This is a genomic window from Shimia marina, from assembly GCF_001458175.1.
GTDB lineage: Bacteria > Pseudomonadota > Alphaproteobacteria > Rhodobacterales > Rhodobacteraceae > Shimia > Shimia marina.
Genome location: NZ_CYPW01000017.1, coordinates 1 through 23,911 on the forward strand (window position 1 = coordinate 1; position 23,911 = coordinate 23,911).

The 23,911-nt window shown below is 58.3% G+C and carries 26 protein-coding genes and 2 tRNA genes; 12 read left to right on the forward strand and 16 right to left on the reverse strand.

Annotation, left to right across the window (positions count from 1 at the left end; translation table 11 throughout):
- On the forward strand, positions 1-519 hold a 519-nt coding region (locus SHM7688_RS20030), incomplete at its 5' end, for a hypothetical protein (protein WP_233486603.1).
- Positions 520-709: 190 nt separating this feature from the next.
- On the opposite strand, the gene SHM7688_RS08230 is transcribed toward SHM7688_RS20030, so the two are convergent.
- Complete coding sequence (locus SHM7688_RS08230; protein ID WP_058239465.1) at positions 710-925, reverse strand: DUF1127 domain-containing protein; 216 nt, start codon at positions 923-925, stop codon at positions 710-712.
- A 244-nt stretch (positions 926-1,169) separates the two neighbouring features.
- Here SHM7688_RS08230 and SHM7688_RS08235 point away from each other — a divergent pair, with 244 nt between their 5' ends.
- Complete coding sequence (locus SHM7688_RS08235; RefSeq protein WP_058239466.1) at positions 1,170-2,246, forward strand: Mrp/NBP35 family ATP-binding protein; 1,077 nt, start codon at positions 1,170-1,172, stop codon at positions 2,244-2,246.
- 238 nt (positions 2,247-2,484) lie between these two features.
- Here SHM7688_RS08235 and SHM7688_RS08240 read toward each other — a convergent pair whose 3' ends face one another.
- The 4 genes from SHM7688_RS08240 to SHM7688_RS08260 all read right to left on the reverse strand — a co-directional run bounded on the left by SHM7688_RS08240 (position 2,485) and on the right by SHM7688_RS08260 (position 6,598).
- Entirely contained in the window at positions 2,485-2,985 is a 501-nt protein-coding gene (locus SHM7688_RS08240) for a DUF2244 domain-containing protein (RefSeq protein WP_058239467.1), read from the reverse strand.
- Positions 2,986-3,301: 316 nt separating this feature from the next.
- Positions 3,302-4,975 (reverse strand): cytochrome c oxidase subunit I, encoded by a 1,674-nt coding sequence (gene ctaD / locus SHM7688_RS08250; RefSeq protein ID WP_058239469.1) that lies wholly within the window; start codon positions 4,973-4,975, stop codon positions 3,302-3,304.
- Positions 4,976-5,299: 324 nt separating this feature from the next.
- The gene (locus tag SHM7688_RS08255) at positions 5,300-6,196 is read right to left on the reverse strand and encodes a YHYH protein (RefSeq protein WP_058239470.1); all 897 of its coding nucleotides are present in this window, start codon (positions 6,194-6,196) and stop codon (positions 5,300-5,302) included.
- A 39-nt stretch (positions 6,197-6,235) separates the two neighbouring features.
- Complete coding sequence (locus tag SHM7688_RS08260) at positions 6,236-6,598, reverse strand: hypothetical protein (RefSeq protein ID WP_144432527.1); 363 nt, start codon at positions 6,596-6,598, stop codon at positions 6,236-6,238.
- A gap of 150 nt (positions 6,599-6,748) precedes the next feature.
- Between SHM7688_RS08260 and SHM7688_RS08265 the strand changes: the two genes are divergently transcribed.
- Both SHM7688_RS08265 and SHM7688_RS08270 read left to right on the forward strand, forming a co-directional pair.
- Positions 6,749-6,823: transfer RNA gene (locus tag SHM7688_RS08265), tRNA-Gly, on the forward strand.
- A gap of 201 nt (positions 6,824-7,024) precedes the next feature.
- Positions 7,025-7,099, forward strand: a tRNA-Gly gene (locus tag SHM7688_RS08270).
- Positions 7,100-7,253: 154 nt separating this feature from the next.
- Here the strand turns inward: SHM7688_RS08270 and SHM7688_RS08275 are convergent.
- From SHM7688_RS08275 to SHM7688_RS08285, 3 genes are all read right to left on the reverse strand, one after another.
- Complete coding sequence (locus tag SHM7688_RS08275; protein ID WP_058239472.1) at positions 7,254-8,600, reverse strand: 8-oxoguanine deaminase; 1,347 nt, start codon at positions 8,598-8,600, stop codon at positions 7,254-7,256.
- Positions 8,601-8,750: 150 nt separating this feature from the next.
- The gene (gene hisN / locus SHM7688_RS08280) at positions 8,751-9,542 is read right to left on the reverse strand and encodes a histidinol-phosphatase (RefSeq protein ID WP_058239695.1); all 792 of its coding nucleotides are present in this window, start codon (positions 9,540-9,542) and stop codon (positions 8,751-8,753) included.
- Between the two features lie 58 nt (positions 9,543-9,600).
- The gene (locus tag SHM7688_RS08285; RefSeq protein ID WP_058239473.1) at positions 9,601-9,969 is read right to left on the reverse strand and encodes a helix-turn-helix domain-containing protein; all 369 of its coding nucleotides are present in this window, start codon (positions 9,967-9,969) and stop codon (positions 9,601-9,603) included.
- Between the two features lie 329 nt (positions 9,970-10,298).
- On the opposite strand from SHM7688_RS08285, the gene SHM7688_RS08290 reads away from it, so the two are divergent.
- A complete protein-coding gene (locus SHM7688_RS08290; protein WP_058239474.1) occupies positions 10,299-11,261 on the forward strand; it encodes an NADPH:quinone oxidoreductase family protein in 963 nt (320 codons plus the stop codon).
- Here SHM7688_RS08290 and SHM7688_RS08295 read toward each other — a convergent pair.
- Positions 11,254-12,147, reverse strand: coding sequence for a LysR family transcriptional regulator (locus SHM7688_RS08295; protein WP_058239475.1), 894 nt, complete (start codon positions 12,145-12,147; stop codon positions 11,254-11,256). The genes SHM7688_RS08290 and SHM7688_RS08295 overlap by 8 nt on opposite strands.
- Positions 12,148-12,306: 159 nt before the next feature.
- Here SHM7688_RS08295 and SHM7688_RS08300 point away from each other — a divergent pair, with 159 nt between their 5' ends.
- Together SHM7688_RS08300 and SHM7688_RS08305 are read left to right on the forward strand one after the other, a co-directional pair.
- Positions 12,307-12,516: a DUF1127 domain-containing protein gene (locus tag SHM7688_RS08300; protein WP_058239476.1), complete on the forward strand. Its 210-nt coding sequence runs from the start codon at positions 12,307-12,309 to the stop codon at positions 12,514-12,516.
- 155 nt (positions 12,517-12,671) lie between these two features.
- Complete coding sequence (locus SHM7688_RS08305) at positions 12,672-13,448, forward strand: Bax inhibitor-1/YccA family protein (protein ID WP_058239477.1); 777 nt, start codon at positions 12,672-12,674, stop codon at positions 13,446-13,448.
- A 101-nt stretch (positions 13,449-13,549) separates the two neighbouring features.
- Here the strand turns inward: SHM7688_RS08305 and SHM7688_RS08310 are convergent, their stop codons facing one another.
- Both SHM7688_RS08310 and rpmG read right to left on the reverse strand, forming a co-directional pair.
- Positions 13,550-14,077, reverse strand: coding sequence for a GNAT family N-acetyltransferase (locus SHM7688_RS08310; protein WP_058239478.1), 528 nt, complete (start codon positions 14,075-14,077; stop codon positions 13,550-13,552).
- Between the two features lie 115 nt (positions 14,078-14,192).
- Entirely contained in the window at positions 14,193-14,360 is a 168-nt protein-coding gene (rpmG, locus tag SHM7688_RS08315) for a 50S ribosomal protein L33 (protein ID WP_007814563.1), read from the reverse strand.
- Between the two features lie 207 nt (positions 14,361-14,567).
- On the opposite strand from rpmG, the gene SHM7688_RS08320 reads away from it, so the two are divergent.
- On the forward strand, positions 14,568-15,599 hold the full coding sequence (locus SHM7688_RS08320; protein WP_058239479.1) for an alkane 1-monooxygenase: 1,032 nt from the start codon (positions 14,568-14,570) through the stop codon (positions 15,597-15,599).
- A 38-nt stretch (positions 15,600-15,637) separates the two neighbouring features.
- Positions 15,638-16,039 (forward strand): hypothetical protein, encoded by a 402-nt coding sequence (locus tag SHM7688_RS08325; RefSeq protein WP_058239480.1) that lies wholly within the window; start codon positions 15,638-15,640, stop codon positions 16,037-16,039.
- 3 nt (positions 16,040-16,042) lie between these two features.
- Here the strand turns inward: SHM7688_RS08325 and xseA are convergent, their stop codons facing one another.
- On the reverse strand, positions 16,043-17,581 hold the full coding sequence (xseA, locus tag SHM7688_RS08330; protein ID WP_058239481.1) for an exodeoxyribonuclease VII large subunit: 1,539 nt from the start codon (positions 17,579-17,581) through the stop codon (positions 16,043-16,045).
- Positions 17,582-17,664: 83 nt separating this feature from the next.
- Here xseA and purD point away from each other — a divergent pair, with 83 nt between their 5' ends.
- Positions 17,665-18,927: a phosphoribosylamine--glycine ligase gene (gene purD, locus SHM7688_RS08335; RefSeq protein WP_058239482.1), complete on the forward strand. Its 1,263-nt coding sequence runs from the start codon at positions 17,665-17,667 to the stop codon at positions 18,925-18,927.
- 78 nt (positions 18,928-19,005) lie between these two features.
- Entirely contained in the window at positions 19,006-19,617 is a 612-nt protein-coding gene (locus SHM7688_RS08340; protein ID WP_058239483.1) for a LuxR C-terminal-related transcriptional regulator, read from the forward strand.
- Between the two features lie 71 nt (positions 19,618-19,688).
- On the opposite strand, the gene SHM7688_RS08345 is transcribed toward SHM7688_RS08340, so the two are convergent.
- Together SHM7688_RS08345 and SHM7688_RS08350 are read right to left on the reverse strand one after the other, a co-directional pair.
- The gene (locus tag SHM7688_RS08345) at positions 19,689-20,396 is read right to left on the reverse strand and encodes an FG-GAP repeat domain-containing protein (RefSeq protein ID WP_058239484.1); all 708 of its coding nucleotides are present in this window, start codon (positions 20,394-20,396) and stop codon (positions 19,689-19,691) included.
- 23 nt (positions 20,397-20,419) lie between these two features.
- Positions 20,420-20,743 (reverse strand): 2Fe-2S iron-sulfur cluster-binding protein, encoded by a 324-nt coding sequence (locus SHM7688_RS08350; protein WP_058239485.1) that lies wholly within the window; start codon positions 20,741-20,743, stop codon positions 20,420-20,422.
- A gap of 270 nt (positions 20,744-21,013) precedes the next feature.
- Between SHM7688_RS08350 and SHM7688_RS08355 the strand changes: the two genes are divergently transcribed.
- Positions 21,014-21,577 carry a peptidoglycan-binding domain-containing protein gene (locus SHM7688_RS08355; RefSeq protein WP_083498996.1) on the forward strand — a complete coding sequence of 188 codons (564 nt, stop codon included), beginning with the start codon at positions 21,014-21,016 and terminating at the stop codon, positions 21,575-21,577.
- Positions 21,578-21,719: 142 nt separating this feature from the next.
- Here SHM7688_RS08355 and SHM7688_RS08360 read toward each other — a convergent pair whose 3' ends face one another.
- Entirely contained in the window at positions 21,720-23,132 is a 1,413-nt protein-coding gene (locus SHM7688_RS08360; protein WP_083498997.1) for a Do family serine endopeptidase, read from the reverse strand.
- A 274-nt stretch (positions 23,133-23,406) separates the two neighbouring features.
- Positions 23,407-23,910, reverse strand: coding sequence for a hypothetical protein (locus SHM7688_RS08365; RefSeq protein ID WP_058239487.1), 504 nt, complete (start codon positions 23,908-23,910; stop codon positions 23,407-23,409).
- Between the last annotated feature and the right edge of the window lies 1 nt (position 23,911).

Below are 23,911 nucleotides of genomic sequence, written 5' to 3' on the forward strand. Positions count from 1 at the left end.
TCGTCCGAAAATCTGCGTTTCATTGTCCATCCTTTGCTTGGACGGATTACTAACATCTCAATGGCCCGATTTCAGGGGGCTGGGTCAACCAGATTTCACGAACAGAACATAAAGGCGCTCTTCGGAGCGTCTTTTGCTGTGCGCAGCTTGGGAGGAACCGCTTCAGGATTGGCAACTGATGATGTTGAAGGGGAGCAGCGGCGACATCAGGGAGGAGGAGAGATGTCGCCGCGCTTCACACAAAAGGCTCAGGGAGGAGGAAAGAGCCCTTTGATACCGGTGCCTCGCGGGAGGCGAATTTCAAGTGCGGCAGCACCAGGGAGGAGGAGAGGTGCTGCCGCTCTAGTCTCAAGAGATCTCAGGGAGGAGGAGAGAGATCCCTTGATTCCGGTGGGCGTTAAGCCCGAATTCTGCGCGACGACACCAGGGAGGAGGAGAGGTGCCGTCGCTCTAGTCTCAAGAGGTCTCAGGGAGGAGGAGAGAGACCGCTTGATTCCGGTGGGCGTTGAGCCCGAATAAGCTGCGACGATACCAGGGAGGAGGAGAGGCATCGTCGCTTTGTTCAAGCCACTCCAGGGAGGAGGAGAGGAGAGACTTGATCTGGTTTGGACCTTTCTGGTCCGGTGTTCCCTACGACGACACCAGGGAGGAGGAGAGGCATCGTCGCAGTCATGGAGAACCAAAAGGGAGGAATGGTTCTCCGAAAGTCTTATGCGTCGCGGCTGGCTTCGAGGGCCAAGCGGCGGATCATGGAGCGATGCAAACCAAGGTCTGCCAGCTCACGGTTAGACAGTGCGCTCAGCTCACTAACGGTCTCGCGATAGACGCGATGTTTGCGAACACGCTCCGCAACATTTGCGAAAAAGACCGAAAGGCCGGATGCCTTGGAAACTGCTGTTTCAGCGTGATTTGCTACATATGCCATGTCGTCTCTCTCAGTCAGGCGTATCGTCTGTTGTCTTGTGATTGGTGATATAGGGTTATGCTGCGACTGCACAATAGACGGTCTCGCAAAGCAGTTATGCACCTAGGGTATAGCGGAAGTTACGTTAAGGTAAACTGCGCAAAAAATGAGCAAGATGCGGATTTGGTTGAAGAAATGTGAAATTTTTACTACATGATAAACGAGATTTTGCTCGCATTTTGCACTTGCAGCATAGGAGTTCAGCATGCCAATCACTAAGGACGAAATTCAGGCTATTTTGGCTAAATTGGAATTGCCAGGTGGTGGAAACCTTATTTCCAGAGACTTTGTTCGCGCCCTAAGCATTCGCGAAAAAAATGTGCAGTTTGTCATCGAAGCACCGAACGCAGAAATTGCCCGACTGATGGAGCCGCTGCGCAAAGCTGCAGAAGCAAGCGTTGCCGCGTTGGACGGTGTCGACTCGGTGCAGGTTGCGGTGACCGCACATACGGAGGCACCCTCCGCCAAGCCTGCGGCCCCGAGCCTGAAAATCGGCGGCCATCCAAAACCGCAGGCTGGGCCGATGAAGGTGGCTGGGGTGGCGCGTATCTTAGCGGTTGGATCTGGCAAGGGCGGTGTTGGCAAATCCACCGTCAGTTCCAATCTGGCCGTCGCCCTTGCCAAACAGGGGCGCAAAGTCGGCCTCCTGGACGCTGATATCTACGGGCCAAGCCAGCCGCGCATGATGGGCGTGCACAAACGCCCGGCCTCTCCGGATGGCAAAACCATCATGCCTCTAAAGGCACATGGCGTAACAGTGATGTCCCTCGGCTTGATGCTGGAAGAGGACAAACCGGTCGTGTGGCGGGGGCCTATGTTGATGGGGGCCCTGCAACAAATGCTCACGCAGGTGCAATGGGGCGAGCTGGATGTGCTGATCGTCGATCTGCCTCCGGGCACAGGTGACGTGCAGCTGACGCTCTGTCAAAAGACGGAACTGACCGGTGCAATTGTGGTGAGCACGCCGCAGGATGTTGCTCTCCTGGACGCCCGCAAAGCCCTTGGCATGTTTGATCAATTGAAGACACCTGTGCTTGGGCTGGTCGAGAACATGAGCCTGTTTCACTGCCCCAAGTGTGGTCACGAATCTCATATCTTTGGCCACGGCGGTGTGGCTGCTGAAGCTGAGAAACTTGGCGTACCTTTGTTGGGCGCCCTGCCGATCGATCTGGACACGCGCCTTGCCGGTGATGGGGGCACGCCCATTGCAGCAGGCGAGAGTGATATGGCCGCAGCCTACGGCCGGATAGCCGAAGGGTTGATTCGTGGCGGGATGGCATAGGCTCAAGGCGTCAGCCTTGAGCCACGCCCAACGCCAGACAAGCAGCTTGCTGCGCAGCTCTGGCGGCGGGAGCTTCCGCCTGCTTTGAATGGTGCCCTGTTAAGCTATTCAGCGCCTCCGAATCGGGGGATTTCACATGTCGGTATTGCGTCGGTATTCCAACGGTAGTGCGGAGGTGGTGTTTCCTCGCCCTCAAAACAGCGCGGTTTGCCCTATGTGTTAAGACACCGACCGCAGCTCAACGCGAAGCAGCAACGCTCCGGCGCAGAAAATCGTCCAGCTCACCATAGAGCTGTTTGCGCTCCTCCTCAGAGAGGAAACGGCCGATCTCAACCTGACGTCCATTTCCAGACAGGGTCACATAATGCGGCACGGGGCCACCGGTCACATGCATCTCCACCCTGACCCAATAGATATTGCACGCCCATTCCTGAGCGGTGCCACGGGCGGGCTTGTGGCAAAGGCGCAGTTCATCTCCTGACAGTGTCAGTTCCTCCAGAATGTCCCCATCCCTGTAAGAGCGCTCCAGCCCCCACCAGAGCCCGGCCACCATCACCAGAATAAACGGCAGAATCCCCCACAACAGAACCGTTCCCAACACGCCGAACAATGGGATGACCCCCATCACAAAGGCAAAGAGCACCATCGCGGCAAATCCCCGTCGCGGCAATGAACGGTGTGGCCACAAGGTCAGGGCGGGACCTTGGGGAGACGCGGTTTCTGTCCAGCGGTACGGCATCGGTTTATCTCTTCTCAAAAACGGTAGGGCGCGATCAGGTGGTTTGCGCTCCCCCCTGCCCTGTTTTGCGGACCTTACGCCAAGATGCTCAAGCCTCAAAGCACGCGGACCGCCCCCACGACATGCCACAGTTTCTGCCCCCACTCTGCCTGCTCTTTTCCGTTACGATTAGAGACACAGGCCGGATCAGCGCGCGGTTGTTTTACGATCTGTGGGCAGAAGAACCGCCCACAGGCGCGGCAGAGCGCTCAAAGAAAAAGGCCCCGATGCCTGTGCAATCGGAGCCTTTCAATCTCAATCCTGAAACAGCGTCAGCTTAGTGGCTGTGGCCTTTGTCCCAGTCTTCCTGCTTGGGCAGGATTTCGAAGGTGTGCTCTGGGGGTGGGCTCGGCAGAGTCCATTCCAGAGTGTCTGCGTATTCGTTCCAGTAGTTGTTCTCGGTCACGCGGCGACCTGCGAACAGGGAGTAGAACACCACACCGAAGAAGAACAGGAAGGACGCAAAGGAGATAAACGCGCCGTAGGAGCTGATCTTGTTCCAATATGCAAAGGCTTCCGGATAGTCGATGTAACGACGTGGCATGCCCTGACGGCCCAAGAAGTGCTGTGGGAAGAAGGTCAGGTTGGCGCCGATGAAGAACAGCCAGAAGTGCAGCTTGCCGGCCCACTCTGGGTAATGACGACCGGTCATTTTGCCAAAGTAGAAGTAGATGCCAGCGAAGATCGCAAAGACCGCGCCCAAGCTCATCACATAGTGGAAGTGCGCCACCACATAATATGTGTCGTGGTAGTAGCGGTCCACAGAGGCTTGCGACAGCACGATGCCGGTCACGCCGCCCATGGTGAAGAGGAAGAGGAAACCAAAGGCCCAGAGCATGGGTGTTTTGAACTCGATGGAGCCGCCCCACATAGTGGCGATCCAAGAGAAGATTTTCACACCCGTCGGCACCGCGATGACCATGGTGGCCAGCATGAAGTAGGACTGCTGGGTCAGGGACATGCCGGCGGTGTACATATGGTGTGCCCAGACAACAAAGCCCAGCGCGCCAATCGCGATGATCGCCCAGACCATTGGCAGGTAGCCGAAGACCGGCTTACGCGCAAAGGTGGCAATCACGTGAGAGATGATGCCGAAGCCCGGCAGGATCACGATATACACTTCCGGGTGGCCGAAGAACCACAGGATGTGTTGATACAGGATCGGGTCACCGCCGCCAGCAGGATCAAAGAAGGTGGTGCCGAAGTTACGGTCTGTCAGCAACATGGTGATCGCACCGGCCAGAACTGGCAGCGCCAGAAGGATCAGCCATGCGGTCACGAAGATGGACCATGCAAACAGAGGCACTTTGAACAGGGTCATGCCAGGGGCACGCATGTTCAGGAAGGTGGTGATGATGTTGATCGCACCCAGGATGGAGGAGGCACCGGAGACGTGGACCGCAAAGATCGCGAGGTCCATGGACATGCCGCCTTCATTGGTGGAGAGCGGTGGATACAGAACCCAACCCACACCAGAGCCCAATTGGTCGTTGCCGCCCGGCGCCAGCATGGAGGCCACACCCAGCGCGGTACCAGCGACATAGAGCCAGAAGCTGAGGTTATTCATCCGTGGGAACGCCATGTCCGGCGCACCGATCTGCAGCGGCATGAAGTAGTTGCCAAAGCCACCGAAGAGCGCGGGAATCACCACGAAGAACATCATCAGAACGCCGTGATAGGTGATCAGAACGTTCCAGAGATGGCCGTTTGGCGTACAGGGGCCTTCGCCACCGCCAAAGAAGCGCGCGCCTTCCAGACACATGTATTGCACGCCTGGATCCATAAGCTCCATGCGCATCAATACGGTGAAGAAAACTGAGATCAAACCGGCCAGGGCCGAGACGATCAGATAGAGAAGACCAATGTCTTTATGGTTGGTGGACATAAACCAACGAGTGAAAAACCCTCGCTCGTCTTCATGGTCGTGGCCTGAAATGGCTGCGTCTGCCATGCCTCGCCTCCTGCTGGTATGTTTACTGGCTCGCGGAATCTCGCCGATGCCGCCTGTTCCCAGCCGTTTTAGTTGGCTCTGCCGGTGCTCGCAATCTCCGTATTTGACGCAGATCAAAATAAAATGTCGCACCCTAGGCACGACCGACGGGCACGGAATGGACATAAAATCTTGATTTTATAAACAAAATCAATGATATAGATCAAAAACCCCAAGAACATGTTTGAAGCGGACCTCTAATAGGGGGGCTGGGGGGTGATCCGCGCAACTCTCATTATTTGACGGGCCAGCCCCCTGCGCGGCTCCTGTTCGCCGCGCGGCCGGTCAGCGTCGCTTTCGAAAACTGAGGTCAGGCGTGCATTTGTGGCAGCGGGGAATCACCGGAAACGCCTCTGTGAGGAAATAAGCATAGGTGCCCTGCGGGGTCTCTTGCGTGGTCACAACCGCGCCGTTGCAAGCATCCAGACGGCCCGATCCTGCGACATATATATAGTCTTGCACAAAAGTGCCGTCATGCTGCCCGGGCGGGCCACCCGCAGGGCGGCGGCCCGGATTGAGCTGATAGGAACTTGTCATTTCCACCAACTGGCCATTCTGGACGGCAGTGATGGCATAAATCGGAAAACCGTCTGCGGCATAGCCGACCAATGGCGACGGTTGACGGGGCGACCAGCCGAGACGGTTGAGCAAGCCAATGGGCAAGCCATGATAGTGATAGGCGCCATTGGGTTGCACATGGCCATAGTTGGCATCCAGCCCGAGCGGCACAGCGCCGCCCAAGGCTTCGTATTGCCAGCCGGATCGCGGATTGCCTTGCCAGAATTCTGCCGCTGCCGGGTCAAAAGGCACCCCGTTCAGCGCCACACCAAATAGAGAGCGTTTTAGAGGGCGTGCCGCCGCACCCTGAGGATTTGGTTTCAGCGGCACCGCAAAGCGATAGGACTGTGCTTTGATCCGATGTGGGTTGCCGCGATTGGGGAACCGGCCAATTTTGTGATCGGGCACGCCATTGGCTTTGATGATCCGGGAGGTGCCCTGCTCTGTAATCTTGACCAACGCGCGCCCGGCGGAGCGGGTGGCAGCCACAAGCGCGAGGGTCTGGGATTGCGTGGCGGTATGAACCCGCAGAGGTGGGCGCCCCTGTGCCTCCGCTTTCGCCACGAATCCCAATGCAAGGGCCAGCACCAAAGCAGCGATTTTTGCATCTCCCGTGAAGGACATCCGATTTCCCACCTCTCTTATTATTTCCCACCTCTCTTATTATAGCGTGACCGTCACCGGTCCTTTGCCGTGTTCTCCAAAGTCCAGCATGAGCGTGAAAATCCCTGGCACATCGTCGTGAAAGCGCAGCGAAACGGGCGCCTCGACCAAAGCACCTGCTGGCACAGCGGTTTTCACCGCATTCAGCACCTGCGCGTTTTCGACTGCCACAGTCTCCAGCATCACCGCATCGCGCCCCTGATTGAGGAAAGTCACGATCAAATGCAGGGTCCGCCCCCGACGTTTGCGCAGCGTAACGCTGGTTTTGACATGAGACACGCCATGGCCCTCATGTGAAAAGGCCGGGGCAGCGGCCAAGATGGGGCAGGCCAGAAAGGCCAAGAGGAGTTTACGTCGGTTCATAACTGTAAGCATCACTTTGAGTTGGCTGTGAAAGGTAAAACGCAGGGTGTCATGAATTCCGGCACAAGAAATCCAAATATTTTTCACCCAAGTGCATTTTCCTCTTGCAGCCCACCGCGAGTCTTTATATTTCACGCCTCACCCAAGGAAGCGGGCGTAGCTCAGGGGTAGAGCATAACCTTGCCAAGGTTAGGGTCGGGCGTTCGAATCGCCTCGCCCGCTCCAAAATCTCCCAAGATGGAGAGAATGGAATTTCCTAGGGAACTTGTGAAAAAGGCGTGGAAGCATCCGCGCCTTTTCGCGTTTCTGACTGCCCTGCTCACAATAAGACGCTCTGAAAAATAATCGCCCCTCAGGGGGAATTTCTGTGATTTTTGCTCTTGCGGTCCCCCGGCGGGATGGGTAAATCACGGCCATCCAAACGGTGCGGGCGTAGCTCAGGGGTAGAGCATAACCTTGCCAAGGTTAGGGTCGGGCGTTCGAATCGCCTCGCCCGCTCCATTTGGATCAAACCGAAAAGGCGCTGAGAGAACTCTCAGCGCCTTTCGTTTTTCGCACCCCATAGAACCGTAAGCTTGCCTAGGCCCAAGGCCTGTCGCGTTTCGGGCTTAGCTTGAGACGCGAAGACACTGCCATAGGTAAAACCCGAAACGCTTTATTCCGCCAATGCGCGGGCCAAAGCATTTTGCAGGGCAATCACAGCCCGCAGATCAAGGGTCGTCACCTGACCATCGCGCACGATTTGGCGGCCCTCAACAAAAAGATCCCGCACCGTCGTCGGCCCCGCCAGCAGAAGGGCCACCGGATCCCAACTCCCTGCAGCTTCGATGCCCGACACATCCCAGAGCGCCAGATCCGCACGCTTGCCCACCGCGATCTGACCACAGTCGTGACGTCCCAGAATCTCCGCCCCACCTCGCGTGGCAATCTCCAGCGCCTCCCGTGCGCTCATGGCATCTGCGCCCCGCGCAACACGTTGCAACAACATGGCCTGACGGGCCTCAAGAATCAGATTGCCCGCATCATTGGAGGCAGACCCATCCACCCCCAATCCTACAGGCACCCCCGCATCCCGCATGGCGCGAACCGGGGCGATGCCGCTGCCCAGACGACAATTGGAACATGGGCAATGCGCCACGCCTGTCTTGGTGCGGGCAAAGAGATCAATTTCCGTTTGGTCAAGTTTCACGCAATGGGCGTGCCACACATCTTCCCCCACCCAGCCGAGCTCTTCGGCGTATTGTCCGGGACGACAACCGAAGGTGGCAAGGGAATAGGCGATGTCTTCGTCGTTCTCAGCGAGGTGCGTATGGAGCATGACAGATTTGTCTCGCGCCAAGAGAGCAGCCTCACGCATCAGATCGCGGCTGACAGAGAAGGGAGAACATGGCGCGATTCCAACGCGCACCATGCTACCCTCGGCAGCATCATGGTGCAGGTCGATCAGTCGAATGGCATCCTCCAGAATATCTGCTTCCTTTTCCACCAGCATATCCGGTGGCAGACCGCCGTCGCTTTCTCCGATGCTCATGGCACCGCGTGTTGGATGAAAGCGCATGCCAATCTGGCCCGCTGCGGCGATCGTGTCATCCAGGCGCGCCCCATTGGGATACAGGTAAAGATGATCGGAGGTCAGCGTGCAGCCGGACAAAGCCAACTCTGACAACCCGACCAGAGCTGAGACATGCATCTCCTCTGGGCCAAAGCGCGACCAGATTGGGTAGAGGGTTTTTAGCCACCCAAACAGCAGAGCGTCCTGACCGCCGGGCACCGCACGGGTCAGGGTTTGGTAGAGGTGGTGGTGGGTGTTGACCAGACCGGGCGTCACCACACAGCCCTCTGCGCGGATCACCTCTGCGCCCTGCGGGTCCAAATTGGGGCCGATTTCAGCGATCACACCATTGGCGATGCGCACATCCTGATCAGGCAACTCACGCCGGTCATCATCCATGGTGACCACAATCCGTGCTGCGGTGATCAGATAACTGTTGCTTGCGGACATATGCGCACTCCTAGGGCCAAAAATATGGCCCGATTCGGATGCGTTTCCTGAGGCGCAGCGACAGAATACGGGCAAAGGACTCGCAGCGCGCAGCTACCATAGAGGGCAGCAGACCATGCAATCAAGCCCAGAGGTGTCAGCCCGGGCGGCTCACCCCGCGTTAAGAAGCTCCAGAGCTTGCTGATGAAGTTCGGCATTGGCGGCAGCCACCACTTGACCACCCATGTGGACCGGCGCACCCTGCCAGTTGGTCACAAGCCCGCCAGCGGCTTCGATCACGGCAATCGGCGCCTGAATATCATAAGCATTCAACCCCGCCTCGATCACCAGATCCACCTGCCCCACCGCCACAAGCGCATAGGCATAGCAATCCATGCCATAGCGGGTCAGTTTGACATTTTTAGACACGCGCTCAAAGGCTTGACGTTCTGCCTCGGTCCCCACTTCGGGGAAGGTGGAAAACAACGTGGCCTCCGAAAGCTGCGCCGTTTGCCGCGTATGAAAGGCTGTCGTGCCCATGGGGCCTTGCGCCTCGGCCACACCGAGGCCGCCGCGAAATCGCTCCCCGATATAGGGCTGATCGACGACGCCATAGATGGGACCATTGTCATCAGACACAGCAATCAACACCCCCCAAGTGGGCGTTCCGGTGATGAAGCCCCGCGTGCCGTCGATCGGATCCAACACCCAGATCAGCCCGCTTGTGCCGGGCTGATTGCCAAACTCTTCTCCCAAGATGGCATCCTGCGGGCGCTGCTCTTGCAGCACGGCGCGCATGGCTTGTTCTGCGGCGCGGTCAGCCACGGTCACCGGATCAAACCCGCCCGTCAGCTTGTTGTCAGCTGTCAGGCCGCGGTTGCGAAAATGGGGAAGAATGGCAGATCTCGCCGCATCCGCCATGGCGTCAGCCACGGCTACCAATGCATCACGATCGTAGGTCATGAGGTTCATCTCCACTCTGAGCTGGTCGCCAAGGACCTAGCTCAGAGCGGAATCAAACTCAAGCAACGTCGCTCAGCACTCGCGCAAGCTCAAACAGGCGACGACGCTGGTTTTCCGGGATCGCATAGTAGCTGCGGATCAGATCCAGCGCTTCTTTGTCACCCATAATGTCAGAGGGCACCGACTGTGTTCCGCCGCCATCTTTGTCATTTTCCAGACCTTCAAAGAAGAAGCTCACCGGAACATCCAGAGCATCGGAAATGTCCCAGAGACGAGAGGCGCTGACCCGATTGGCCCCGGTCTCGTACTTCTGGATTTGCTGGAACTTGATCCCGACCTGCTCCGCCAATTGCTGTTGGGTCATCCCCGTCAACCAACGACGCTGCCGGATCTTCTTCCCAACATGTACGTCCACCGGATGTGTCATCCCACGTCTCCTTAAGAATCTCTTAGCAGGATAGCACAACAACTTCGCGTACGCCCGAAGGCGGCACTGCAATTACAAGTGAAGTTCTCGCGCATCCCATTCGCGATGGTTCACCTTAGCAGTTCTGGCCTTATAATCAAGAGCTCCAAATTGCTGTCAAAGTTAAGCATTTGCTGGCTTTTACACGCATGAATTGTCTCCAGTTTGCCGCCTATTCGCACAAGGACCCGCATCCCCGTGACGTGAAGTCACAATCAGCGGTTTTCACAGCGTCATCTTTGACTTGCGCGCGTTAGGATGTGTAATCGCCCTATCACGAGGAGAGAACCATGCGCGCATTCCAAGTCACATCCCACGACGCCCCACCCTCATTGGTTGATTTGCCGGTGCCGGACCCCGGCCCTGGTCAGATCCGTGTGAAGATCCGGGCCTGCGCATTGAACTTCGGTGATCTGCTGATGATCAAGGGCACCTATCAGGCCACACCGCCGGTTCCCTTTACGCTGGGAATGGAGGTTGCCGGAGAAGTGGACGCGCTTGGCGACGGCGTAAAAGGGCCCGCCATTGGCACCCGCGTTCTGGTGTTTGGCGGCAGCGGGGGCCTCGCAGAATATGGCGTTTATGACGCTGCTGGCGCGGTGCCCATTCCCGATAACATGCGTTTTGAAGATGCCGCCGCTTTCCCTGTGGCCTATGGCACCAGCCATGTCGCGCTTGACTATCGCGCACGCCTGCAACCGGGTGAAAACCTGCTCGTACTGGGCGCCGCCGGGGGCGTGGGTCTGACAGCGGTGGAGCTGGGCAAGCTAATGGGGGCCAATGTGATTGCTTGCGCACGTGGGCGAGATAAACTTGAGGTTGCAAAGTCTGCTGGTGCGGACCACCTGATTGACGCCACCGATGCCGACATCCGTGCGGAGGTCAAAGCCTTGGGTGGTGCGGATGTTGTGTATGATCCGGTGGGCGGCGAGCAGTTCAAGGCCGCCTTCCGCGCCTGCCGGCCTGAGGCGCGCCTGCTGCCCATTGGGTTCGCCTCTGGCGATATTCCCCAGATCCCGGCCAATCACCTTTTGGTGAAGAACCTCACCGTGATGGGCCTATATTGGGGAGGATATATGGCCTTTAAGCCACAGGTCATCGCCAACAGCATGCGCACCCTCTTTGGCTGGTATGGCGAGGGCAAGCTGTCACCGCACGTCAGCCATGTGTTGCCACTGTCAGAATCAGCAGCCGCCTACGATCTGTTGAGCAGTCGCAAATCCACCGGCAAGGTGGTTGTCTCCGTCAACTGACGATTCCCAAGCGCACCGGGGCGTCGATCTGCGGGCGCATCGGCTGGAAACTCTTGCGCAACAACTCGGCCAAATGGGCGACAACATCGCCCTTGGCCTGCTCTGCACCATACATGTTGATGTGCTGCTCTCCCAGTTCGGGCAAAGCACCACCGTGTTCGATCACCTCAAGATGCGGTGGCTCGGTGCCAAGGATCATCTCGCCCACCCCGAGATCTGCGGCGATGGTGGCTTCAACGGTGCGATCAGATTCGGTTTCCAGTGCTGACTCCCACTCCACGCCAGCTTTGTCCAAGGCTGCAATGGCGCGCTGACGGAACACACATTGCCGCGCAGAAGCAAAAGGGAGTGGGCGCCGTCGCCACCCTGCTCCGCCTGGCGCACCAATCCAGACCAGAGGCAGCGCACAGAGCCCCTCCGCTGTTTCAGGGGTCTTGGACTCTGTTGTGATGATCAGATCAACCTCGCCCTTCTCAAAGATCTCTTTGAGTTGCAGCGTGTAGGAAGAAATCAGGTTCACCTTCACCCGTGGGTAGGCCGCACTGAACTGTTGCAACACGCGGGGAATGGCCGGGTAGACAATGTCATGCGGCACGCCAAGCGAAATCGCGCCTTCAAACTCATCGTCGGAAAGGCGGCGCATGATTTCATCGTTCAAGGTCACCATGCGTCGGGCGTACCCCAGCATCTGCTCCCCCTCAGGGGTGAGCGCGATGCCGCGCCCAGAACGGTCCAACAAGGAAACCCCAATCAACTCTTCCAGCCGCTTAAGCTGCATGGACACGGCCGATTGGGTGAGATGCAGAAAGCCTGCGGCCTTGGTCACGCCGCCCATATCCGCAACCGCAACAAAACTTCTGAGCGTGGTGACATCAAGATTTCGCATAAATTTCCTCATTAAAATCAGTATTCTTGATCATACATCATGATCCGTGATGAAGTTCGTCACAAACATTCGCTTTCAAGATACACCTGTCGCACCATATACATCAAGTAATTTGATGCAGACTACGAAAACAATCGCAATTTAGGAAAGGAGCGACTCATGGCTTTCATCAGCATCCCCTCAGCAGCCCCTGCCGCAGGTAAATCTATTCTCTCCCGCCTGAAACAAGCGGCCGCTGTGCGGCGTCAACGGCGCCAGTTGGCACAGCTAGACAGCTTTGCCCTCGATGACCTCGGCCTCACAAATGCCGATGTGCAAGAAGAACTGAAGCGTACCGCTTGGGACGTGCCTGCCCATTGGAAGGGCTAACACCGCCGCAATACGCACTGCCTAAAATCAGCGCGGGTTTTTCGCCCGCGCTGACACCGGAAATCCTTGAATTTACAGCTCCCGTCACCGATATTTAGCCGTGAAACACCCGAAACCGTTGTTTTGGGTACAATAAAGGTAACTCGGAGGCTTTGATGGCTGAATTCGACACATTGCGCAGCGGCATTGGCGCGCGCACAGCAGATATTGACGCGGGCCTGCGCGCCCATATGAACAAAGTCTACGGCACCATGTCCGTGGGCATGCTGATCACATTTGCCGCCGCCTGGGCCGTGGCCGGTCTGGCCGTCACCGCAGATCCAAGCGCTGCCGTGGCACAGCTGTCCGCAGATAAATTCCTGACGTCCTTCGGCTATGCGATCTATGGCTCCCCCCTGAAATGGGTGATCATGTTTGCACCGTTGCTGTTTGTCTTTGGCTTCAGCGCCGCAATCAACCGCATGTCTGCCGCCGCAGCGCAGCTGGTGTTCTATGTCTTCGCCGGCGTTATGGGCCTGTCGATCAGTTCCATCTTCCTGGTGTTCACTGGCGAGTCCATCGTGCAGGTCTTCCTGATCACGGCCATCGCTTTCGCGGGCCTGTCTCTTTACGGCTACACCACCAAGCGTGATCTTGGCCCAATCGGCACCTTCCTGATCATGGGTCTGATTGGTCTGATCGTGGCGTCTATTGTGAACATCTTCATCGCCTCTTCTGCGATGTCCTTCGCAATCTCCGTGATCGGCGTGCTGATCTTTGCTGGCCTGACCGCTTATGACACGCAGAACATCAAGAACACCTATCTGGCACATGCGCACCACGGTGACAGCGAGTGGCTGGGCAAATCCGCCATCATGGGCGCGCTGAGCCTCTATCTGAACTTCATCAACATGTTCATGATGCTGCTGCAGCTGTTCGGCAACCGCGAGTAAGCCAATCAGATATGAAGCAGGAAAAGGTCGGTCATTGTGACCGGCCTTTTTTCTTGCCACTATAACACTTTAATAGGCGCGCAGAACGTCCCCTACCCGCGTCAGGCCAAGCACGGATCCGCAAGGCGGCGGGTCATCTGCACGGCCGGAAAATGCACTCCGGGTGCGAGTGTCAATTCCACCTCAGCAGCCTCTTCAAATCCCATGGCCTCATAAAAGGGGCGGGCTGTGTAGGTGCTCATGCAGCTCATCTGGCGCATGCCATGCGCCTCAGCAGAAGCCAAGGCCACATCAATCAGCGCCCGCGCAACGCCACGCCGCAGCCAATCTGGGCGAGTGGCAACATGGCGCATATGCCCAAGGTCTGTGCCACTGACGCCACGAGAGGGGGAGAGATCGGTCCAACCGCCTGCCCCGACAATAGCGTCCGTCTCGGCACATTCCGCAATAAAATAAGTCCCACAGGACAAGAGCGCGGTCTGGGCTGTTTCGAAAAGCGGCAAAGCTCCTGCCAAGACTTCATCGGAATAATCCGCAGGCAGCAGCTCGGGATAGGACCTCTGATAGAGGCTGGAAAGCGCCGCGCTATCATCACTGGATGCGGGGCGAATAAAGAATGGGCGGGGCATGGGGGACCCTCCTGAAGAAAACGATTCTAGTGTTTTTCTCAGGCGCGGCTCCCCTCAAAGCAAAAAGCCGCGCCTTGGTCTGGCGCGGCTCTTGCATGTGTCTCAGAGGGGGATCTTATTTGATCTTACCTTCTTTGTACTCGACATGCTTGCGCACCACCGGGTCGTATTTGCGTACGACCATCTTTTCGGTCATGGTACGTGCGTTCTTCTTGGTCACGTAGAAATGGCCAGTGCCCGCTGTCGAGTTCAGACGGATCTTGATGGTCGTCGGCTTCGCCATTGTGCTTCTCCTGCGCGGGGTACAGTTTCCCCGTGTAAATCTCTTGAAGCCCGCCTTTTAAAGATGGTTTGGGCCGAGTCAATAAGATTCCCTAAGAAAAATGTGCAATCTCTGGAAATATCCGTATCGCATGGCTTTGCACTGCCACAAGCTGCAGATAATTTTCCGGCACGGTGAAAGACCGCAGCGCTTTGGAGGGAATATATCATGGTCTGGTTCTGGATCGCTACAACGATTCCCGTGGTGCTTTTGGCGCTGGCCGGGCTGATGGGCGGCCCTTGGGCCGTGGCTGCGCTGCTGTATATGGGGCTGCTTGTGCATGTGATGGATCGGCTGGTGCAGGGCGCTGCGGCGAAGACCGGGGAGGATGGCGAGTTCCCCTCTGGCCTCAGGCTGTCGCTGTTTCTAGGGCTGGCGCATTTCCCCCTTATGGGGATCGCAGTGGGCGCGCTGGCTGGGCTGACCGGCATAAGCCTTGGCGCGAAGCTTTGCTGTTTTCTGGCGTTTGGTCTTTTCTTTGGGCAGGTGAGCAATGCCAATGCCCATGAGCTGATCCACAAACCTGCCCGCCTGCCGCGCCGATTGGGCATGTGGGTCTATATTTCTTTGCTGTTTGGGCATCATACTTCGGCACATACCAAGGTGCATCACGTGTGGGTGGCAACAGAGCGGGACCCAAACAGCGCGCGCGATGGAGAAAGTTTTTATCAGTTCTGGCCACGCGCCTGGATCGGCTCTTTCACAGCGGGGCTGGAGGCGGAAAACACCTTGCGCGGGCGCGCGGGCGCGCGGGCATTGGGGCTGCATCCCTATGTGCTCTATGTCGGAGGGGCCGCAGGATTTCTGTTGCTGGCAGCGTTTGTGGGCGGGGCAGCGGCTGTCGTGGCCTATATCACGCTGGCAAGTTATGGCACGATGCAGCTGTTGTTGTCAGATTACGTGCAACACTATGGCCTGCACCGTAAACTACGAGAGAGCGGCAAACCGGAGCCGGTGGGGCCAAGCCACAGCTGGAACGCGCCGCAGCTTTATACCTCCGCCCTTATGCTCAATGCCCCGCGCCATTCTGACCATCACACCACGCCGAGCCGCGATTACCCGGCGCTCAAACTGGACGTGGTCAGCATGCCAATCCTGCCACGCTCGCTGCCGCTCATGGCCACATTGGCGCTCTGGCCGCGCATGTGGCGGCGGGTGATGGACGCGCGTGTGGCAAAACTGCGCGCATCACAACGATAAGGCTGGCTTGACGGACCAAGCTAAGGCAGCATACGCTCATGATGATACGATGGATTTTTCTGGCCAGCTTGTTGAGCGGCCCGGCCCTTGCCCAAGAGGCAATGACGGCTGCGGAGTTTGAAGCTTATACCGCAGGCAAGACGCTATTTTTTGAAGCGGACGGCGGCAAATACGGCGTGGAAAAATATCTGCCCAACCGCCGCGTGCGCTGGTCTTTCCTGGATGGGAAACAGCAATGCAAAGACGGCTTCTGGTATGAAGACAGCGGGCAGATCTGCTTTCTGTATGAGGACACCACAGCCCCGCAATGCTGGAGCTTTTATGCAGGGGCCGACGGGCTGACAGCGAAGTTTGAAAACGACCCTGACGGGACTGTGCTTTATGAACTGGAAGCCGCCGGTGACGAGATGATTTGCTTGGGACCGGACGTGGGCGTGTGACGCTTAAAACAGGCTGCCCTGCTCTGGAGGAAGCGTTTTGGCCTTGGGCGCGGTCTTGGGCGCGGGTTTTTCCGCAGGTTTGGCAGGGGCCGTAGGTGGCGTTGGCGGAGGCGTGTCGCTCTGCCCGACGGTCATACGGCCATCCGCAAATTCCAGCTCCAGAACCTGCGCCGCGCGTGCGGCTTCTGCCGTTTTGACAAGCGCCCCATCCCCACGGACCAAGGCAAAGCCGCGCTGTAAGGTATTGGTATAACTGTAAGCCTCTGCCAGCCCTGCGAGGCTGTCCAACTGACCGCGCAGTTTGCTGGTCTGGCGTTCCCCCAGAAACTGGAGCCGCTGTACCGTACTCTGAAGCTTGTCTTTCTTTTGGCGAATGTCACGCCCAAGCGCCTCAGGGGACAGGCGGTCAGCAGAGCGTCCCAGCCGCTGGCGCTGAATTTCAATCATTCGCAGCAGGGTTCTGTCGCTGAGGCCACCACTTTTCTCTGCCAGAGCCACCCGACGCGACTGAACGCCGGATTGCAGGGCCCGTGGCAAAGTATCTGCGGCGGTGTCGAGCCGCTGGCGGGGCGTTTGCAGCAGCGCATCAGCGCGCGGCAGCGCGCGCGACAGGTCGCGCAGACGCTGATCCCGCTGGCGCAAACCCTGCTCCAACCCACGCGTCAGGCGGGCGCCCTGCTCTTCAACCCAAGCCAGCAGTTCAAGCCGTACCGGCACGGCAAGCTCTGCCGCCGCCGTGGGCGTGGGGGCCCGTTTGTCAGACACAAAATCAATCAATGTGGTGTCGGTTTCATGGCCCACCGCAGAGATCAGCGGAATGTCAGAGGCCGCAGCCGCGCGCGCCACCACCTCTTCGTTAAAGCCCCAGAGATCTTCGAGACTGCCGCCACCACGCGCTACAATGATCAAATCCGGGCGCGGCATGGCCCCGCCGGGCGTGAGCTTGTTAAAGCCCTCAATGGCATTGGCCACCTGCGTCGCGCATTGTTCGCCCTGAACAGCCACCGGCCACAGCAGGACTTTGCGCGGAAAGCGATCGCGCAGACGATGTAAAATGTCACGGATCACCGCCCCACTGGGCGAGGTCACCACACCGATGATTTCAGGAAGAAAGGGCAGAGGTTTCTTACGCTCCGACGCGAACAGACCTTCGGCCTGCAACATGGCTTTGCGCTTTTCTAGCATCGCCATCAACGCGCCCACACCCGCTGGCTTGATGTCATCAATCATCAACTGATATTTGGACTGACCGGGGAAGGTGGTAAGACGCCCGGTGGCGACCACTTCCATCCCCTCTTCGGGGCGCGTGGAGACGCGGGCGGCAACGCCTTTCCACATCACGGCGGCAATCACGGAGCGATCATCTTTGAGATCGAGATAAACATGGCCGGAGCGCGGGAAGGACACACGCCCCACCTCGCCTTTGATGCGCACATGGGAAAACTCGCCCTCAATCATCCGTTTGATCGCCCCGGACAATTCGGTGACGCTAAATTCCGGAGCGTTTTCGCCCTCTCTCGGGTCGTCGATCAGATCTGACATGGATGCGGCGCTCAGTTCCCTTGTTTCCTGTGCGCACCCACCTTAGAACGCCCACAAGCGGAGGCCAAGCGGAAGGCGGCATTATGAACATTCTTATTCTGGGCAGCGGTGGACGTGAGCATGCGCTGGCATGGGCAGTGATGCAGAACCCCAAATGCGATAAATTGATTGTCGCGCCGGGCAACGCTGGGATTGCGCAGATTGCGGAATGCGCAAGCTTTGACATCGAAGATGGCGCGGAGGTTGTGACCTTTGTGGTCGCCAATGCGATTGATTTTGTCATTGTCGGGCCAGAAGCCCCCTTGGCCGCAGGCGTGGCCGATCGGCTGCGCGAGGCAGGCGTGCTGGTGTTTGGCCCCTCACAAGCGGCCGCCAAGCTGGAAGCCTCCAAAAGCTTCACCAAAGAAATCTGTGACGCCGCCAACGCGCCCACCGCAGCCTATGGGCATTTCACCGCTGCAGATGCCGCGAAAGCCTATATCCGCGACCAAGGCGCGCCGATTGTGGTGAAGGCAGACGGTCTGGCCGCAGGCAAAGGCGTGATCGTGGCGATGGATCTGCAAACCGCGCTGGACGCTGTAGATGACATGTTCGGTGGTGCCTTTGGTGGTGCCGGTGCTGAAGTGGTTGTCGAAGAATTCATGGAGGGCGAAGAAGCCTCTTTCTTCATTCTGTGTGACGGCAAGACCGCGCTGCCCATTGGCACCGCGCAAGACCACAAACGTGTGGGTGAAGGTGACACGGGGCTCAACACCGGCGGCATGGGGGCCTATTCGCCTGCGCCGGTTCTGTCAGATGATGTGGCCCAGAAAGCGCTCGATCAGATTGTGCAACCCACCATTGATGAGATGGCCAAGCGCGGCACGCCCTACCAAGGGGTGCTCTATGCCGGGTTCATGATCAAAGACGGTCAGCCCCGACTGGTGGAATACAACGTGCGCTTTGGCGACCCGGAATGTCAGGTGCTGATGATGCGTCTTGGCGCGCAGGCGCTGGATCTGATGCAGGCTGCAGCCGAAGAACGCCTGCATGAGGCGCAGGTGAACTGGGCCGATGATCATGCGATCACCGTGGTGATGGCGGCGAATGGCTATCCCGGTGCCTATGAAAAAGGCTCTGTGATTGGCGGGCTGGACGCGCTGCCACAGGACAGCAAAAACATGGTGTTTCACGCAGGCACCACCGTCAAAGATGGGCAGATCACAGCCAGCGGAGGCCGTGTTTTGAACGTTACGGCACGCGGGGCGAGTCTTCAGGAGGCGCGCGACCGGGCCTATGCGATGGTCGCTGCGATTGACTGGCCCGGTGGGTTTTACCGCCGCGACATCGGCTGGCGCGCGCTCTGAGCCAAGGGTAGGTAGTAGTGCGGGCGTTGCACCAAGAGGAGCAGCGCCCTATCCTCCCCACAATCAGGGGGAGAAGACATGACCATTTCGGTGGCAGAGGCCTACGCCTCGGGCGACTTTGTGGAGCTGGCCTTCAGCTTCGCACCCGTGGGCATCGTGGTGACGGAAAACCGGGTCATCCGGGATTGCAACGACACTTTCGCGGAGATGTTCCGCTATGAGCGCGCGGCGCTCAAAGACAGCACTTTTGCCATTCTCTATCCCACACAGGAAGAATTCACCAATATTCGCAATCGCGGTGTCCAGGAGCTGCGAGAGGGCAACTTCTATTGGGATGAACGCGTTATGATGCGGCGCGGTGGTGAGATGTTCTGGTGTCGGGTGCGCGGCCATACGTTCACACCGGAAGAACCTTTGCAGCGCGCTGTCTGGAGCTTTGCCGACATTTCCGACACCCGCCCTTATCAGGCACTTACGCGACGCGAACGGGAAGTGTTTTCATTGTTGGCGGAAGGGCTGACCAGCAAGGAAATCGCGCTCAAGCTGGAGATGAGCAACCGTACGGTGGAAGTCCACCGGGGCAAGTTGCTCAAGAAGTTTGGCGTCTCCAACACCACAAGCCTGTTTCAGTCGCTGGGTGCCATTGGCACGCGCCACATCTATTCCGCCAGTGATGGCACGATGCGGTAGAGGCAGAGGGGCCAGCCCCTCTTGAGCGCGCGGCGATCAATTGACCCCGGGATATTTCCGGCCATATGAAATCAGCGGGAGGCGCATGTGAGCGCGGCTTCGAAAGCGGCCTGACCGGTGAAAGGGCCGAGTGTCTCGCCGCTCAGCCCCGTGCCGTCAAAGCCGGTGGCAACCACACTGCGCCAGGCGCCGTCTGCCGTGATCATCTCAGGCCCCTGACCGCAATCGCGGATGCCGCCGGAGATGAAATCCTCACCGATGCGGTGATTGGTCAGCCCCGTCAGGCTGGCCACTTCGGTGAGCTGATCGTCTTGAAAGCGCCAGACACGCAGGGTTTTGGCCAGATGAGGTCGGTCAATATAGGCGATCTCGACAGCGCCGTCGCCGTCCAGATCTGCGGCCCCAATGGGGGCAAGCCAGCGATTGCGCTGACCGATATAGGGCGTGGCGGCGCGCAGCCCTTTGGCATCATAGATCGCCAGACGCGCCCCTGCGCTCTGACTGCTTTCCACGACGATCACTTCGGGGGCGCCGTCCCCATCCATATCGAAGAGGCGCGGCGCAATGTCCTCAAACACGCGATCTTGGGGCAAGGTGATCAAAAGGCGCTGGCCGTTTTGCAAGGTCAGCTCTAGAGCGCCATATTCAATCGCATCTCCAAGCACGCCATGGGCGTAGCGCGTGGTTTCCTGCTGATAGCGGGCAGCAGTGATTTCTGCTGTGGCAGGCGCCCCCGCCACCATCAGCCCCGCGCACAGCACTGGCCATGCGCGGCGCATGCAACGGCGCGCCTTCCTCACCATCAGATTTGCTTCTCTGGCATTTTCACAACCAGACCATCCATGGCGTCTGTGACTTTCATCTGACAGGTCAAACGGGAGGTGGCAGGATCGGGCTCATAGGCAAAATCCAGCATGTCTTCTTCCATGTCATCCTTGGCCGGGATCTTCTCCACCCAGGCCGGATCCACATAGACATGGCAGGTCGAACAGGCACAGGCGCCGCCGCAGTCGCCTTCAATGCCCGGAATGTTGTTGTCGCGCGCGCCTTCCATGACGGTCAGCCCGTTGGCGACCTCTACAACATGTTCGGTTCCGTTATGCTCGACATAGGTGATTTTTGCCATGTCTGGCTCCTCTAGGTGAAACTGTTCGCATTTCTAGTTAGTCAAGGGGGGCTGCTGCTTCCACCCCCTTTTGCGACATCTGTTATGTCCCCTTGCGACAGGTCGCAGATTTTCTTCATTTGTTCCCTCAAATGTTGCGTAGCCCCTTCAGTGGCCCGCATTGGAACACCACCACGGCCTGCACCAGAAGAGCCCTGCTCTCAACAACATGACAGAGTTTCGCTGCGCGACAAAAGGCGCTACAACGGGCAAAACACATGAGGCGCGAGCATGCCCGCATATTTTGTCGCACGATCGGTTTTTGCCGTCACAGCGCTCACATCCACGCTGTGCCTGAGCGGCTGTCAACAAACCATTGCCGATGCGCCCTATCTTGCGGCCTTCAGTGAACCAGAAATTCTGCGCGCAGAGGATGCCGGAGCCCCCCCCGGGGCGAGGCCCGGAAGCTGCTGGGGGCGGGATGTGACGCCTGCCGTTGTGGAAACCGTCAGTGAGCAGATCATGGTGCAACCGCCAGAAGTTCTGGCCGATGGCACGGTTCTGTCACCGGGGATTTTTCGCACAGAGACACAACAGCGCATTCTCAAAGAGCGGCGGGAGCTGTGGTTTGAGAGCCCTTGTGAGGAGATCTGGACCGAAGAGTTCACAGCCTCTTTGCAGCGCGCGCTTAAGGTCCGGGGACATTATTACGGGCCCGTCACAGGCACGCGAGACGGGCGCACCCGCGCCGCTATCCGGCGCTATCAGAACACTGGCGGCCTCGACAGTGCCATCCTCTCCATGGAAAGTGCCCGTCGCCTTGGCCTTATTGCCGTGCCCAGAGACACGATTTAACCCTCTCGCTCACCGTCACTTCATTGACCGTCACTGGGACAGGCTCTCAAACAGCCAGCCGCAACGCGCACGCCGAGTGCCGGATTGCCATGACGGGCGCCCCCCTTCGGAGGCGCCCGTCGTTTTTTCATAAGATGTCAGCTTACTCTTCGATATTGAGGGCCACGAAACGAGGCTCCCCTGCCCGGCGCACCAAGAGCAGCAAGGATTTGCGACCAGCCTCTGTGGCTTCTTCGATGCGGTCTTCGAGATCTGCCACAGATCGCAGCTTCTGCTGGCCTGCTTCGGTCAGGACATCCCCGGCACGCAGCCCTTTTTCATAGGCTTTGGAGAGCTCATCCACATTACTCACCAACAGCCCTTCGGTGCTGTCAGGGAGATCCATCTCGGCGCGCATGTCATCCGTGAGCACAGACACGGTCAGACCAAGAACCTCTTTTTCAACTGGATCTTCGGAGGGCACAGGCTGGCTTGCAGGCACCGCACCTTCGGCTTCTTCGCGGCGGCCCAGCGTCACAGCCAGCGTCACCTCTTCACCGCCACGCAGCACCACAACATCCACGGTCTTGCCAACGGAGGTGTTGCCAACGCTGCGCACAAGGCTCCGCACATCTTCGACAGTGCGGCCATCAAAGGTCATGATCACATCACCGGCCTGCATCCCGGCCTCCATGGCGGGGCCCTCCGGCACATCCGTGATCATGGCGCCGGAAGCAGTTTGCAGACCATCAACGGCCTCCACCATGTCCTCGGTCACATCCTGAATGCGCACACCCAGCCAGCCACGGCGGGTTTCGCCAAACTCTTGCAACTGGTCGATAACGCGGGTCACCACATTGGAGGCCATAGAGAAGCCGATGCCGATGGAGCCGCCATTGGGAGACAGGATCGCCGTGTTCACGCCAACCACTTCGCCATCCATGTTAAACAGTGGGCCACCGGAGTTGCCCCGATTGATCGCTGCATCGGTCTGGATGTAGTCGTCATAGGCACCGGCGAGAGCACGGCCGCGCTGAGACACGATACCGGCAGAGACAGAAAAGCCCTGTCCCAACGGGTTGCCCATGGCAATCACCCAATCCCCCACGCGCGCCATGTCACTGTCGCCAAATTCGACAAACGCCAGAGGCTCGTCAGATTCGACTTTCAGCAAGGCGATGTCGGTGTTCTTGTCCGTGCCAATCACCTTGGCAGGAAGCTCTCCGCCTTCGAAGAACTCCACCAGAATTTCATCGGCGCCTTCAATGACGTGGTTGTTTGTCACAACAAAACCATCCGCAGAGATCACAAAGCCCGAGCCAAGTGCCGAGGAACGGCGGGGGCGTTCTCCGTTGCCCTGACGATCCTGAAACTCCCGAAAGAAATCTTCAAACGGCGAGCCTTCGGGCACGATGTTCTGAGGGCCTGTGCGCCCTTCGACCACGGTGGAGGTGGTGATATTCACAACTGCGGGGCTGATCTTTTCTGCCAGATCCGCAAAGCTTTCGGGGCGGGCCTGTGCGGTCACGGCTTGCGCCAAGACAACGACAGTGCTCATCAACGCGAGAAAAAGCATCCGTACAGCGGATGCGTTCGGACGCCTGTCCGTAAAAGTGTCAGAAAACACGATCGGTTCTCCTTTGGTGTTTCACAACGGGCCGACAGCGCGTCGGCTTCTGAGCAAAACATGTGCGTTTAGGGGAATGAGTGCAACCTTGCGCCTGTCTCTTCGGCACAATTGCGCGTGAGCCTGTGTGAAATTGTGGACCAAATAGTCCTTTATTCGCAAGGCGCTTTTGGGTCATGCCCCCTTTTGAGGTGCACAACCCAAAGCTTTGTAACAGAGCCGGTCAGTGCAACATGCGGCTCATCATTTGCTTCGCAGGGGAGTCCGAGCGCGAGGCGTTTTGAGCCGACGGACGGCTGGGTCGGGCCGGCAGGGATCGCGCCAGTGCCGCCATAGCCATGCCAAACTCGGCGGCAAGACCGGCGAAACACATGGCCATATCCGGACGCACCATCAGAGCGGCCAACATGGCTGCATCCTCTGCATCTCCATTCGCTGCGGTCTCCACAAGATGGGCGAAAATTGCCTCATCTGCACCAAGACACTGACAATGGCAGGCGTGCCGACACAGTTTGCGACGCCCATATACATGCGCCAGCTCCATGAGATCAGCAAAAACAGCTGTCACATTCCGCGCACGTGCCTCACCAAAGCCAGTGGCCAGAGCCTCTTGCAGCTGTGCCTGGCCGCTGGGATCACGCTCCCAGTGGCGCAACCAACGCACGGCAAAGCGCTCCACATGCCCGAGATCATCAATCCAGCCAACCCGTTGTGCTCCGACCGACATG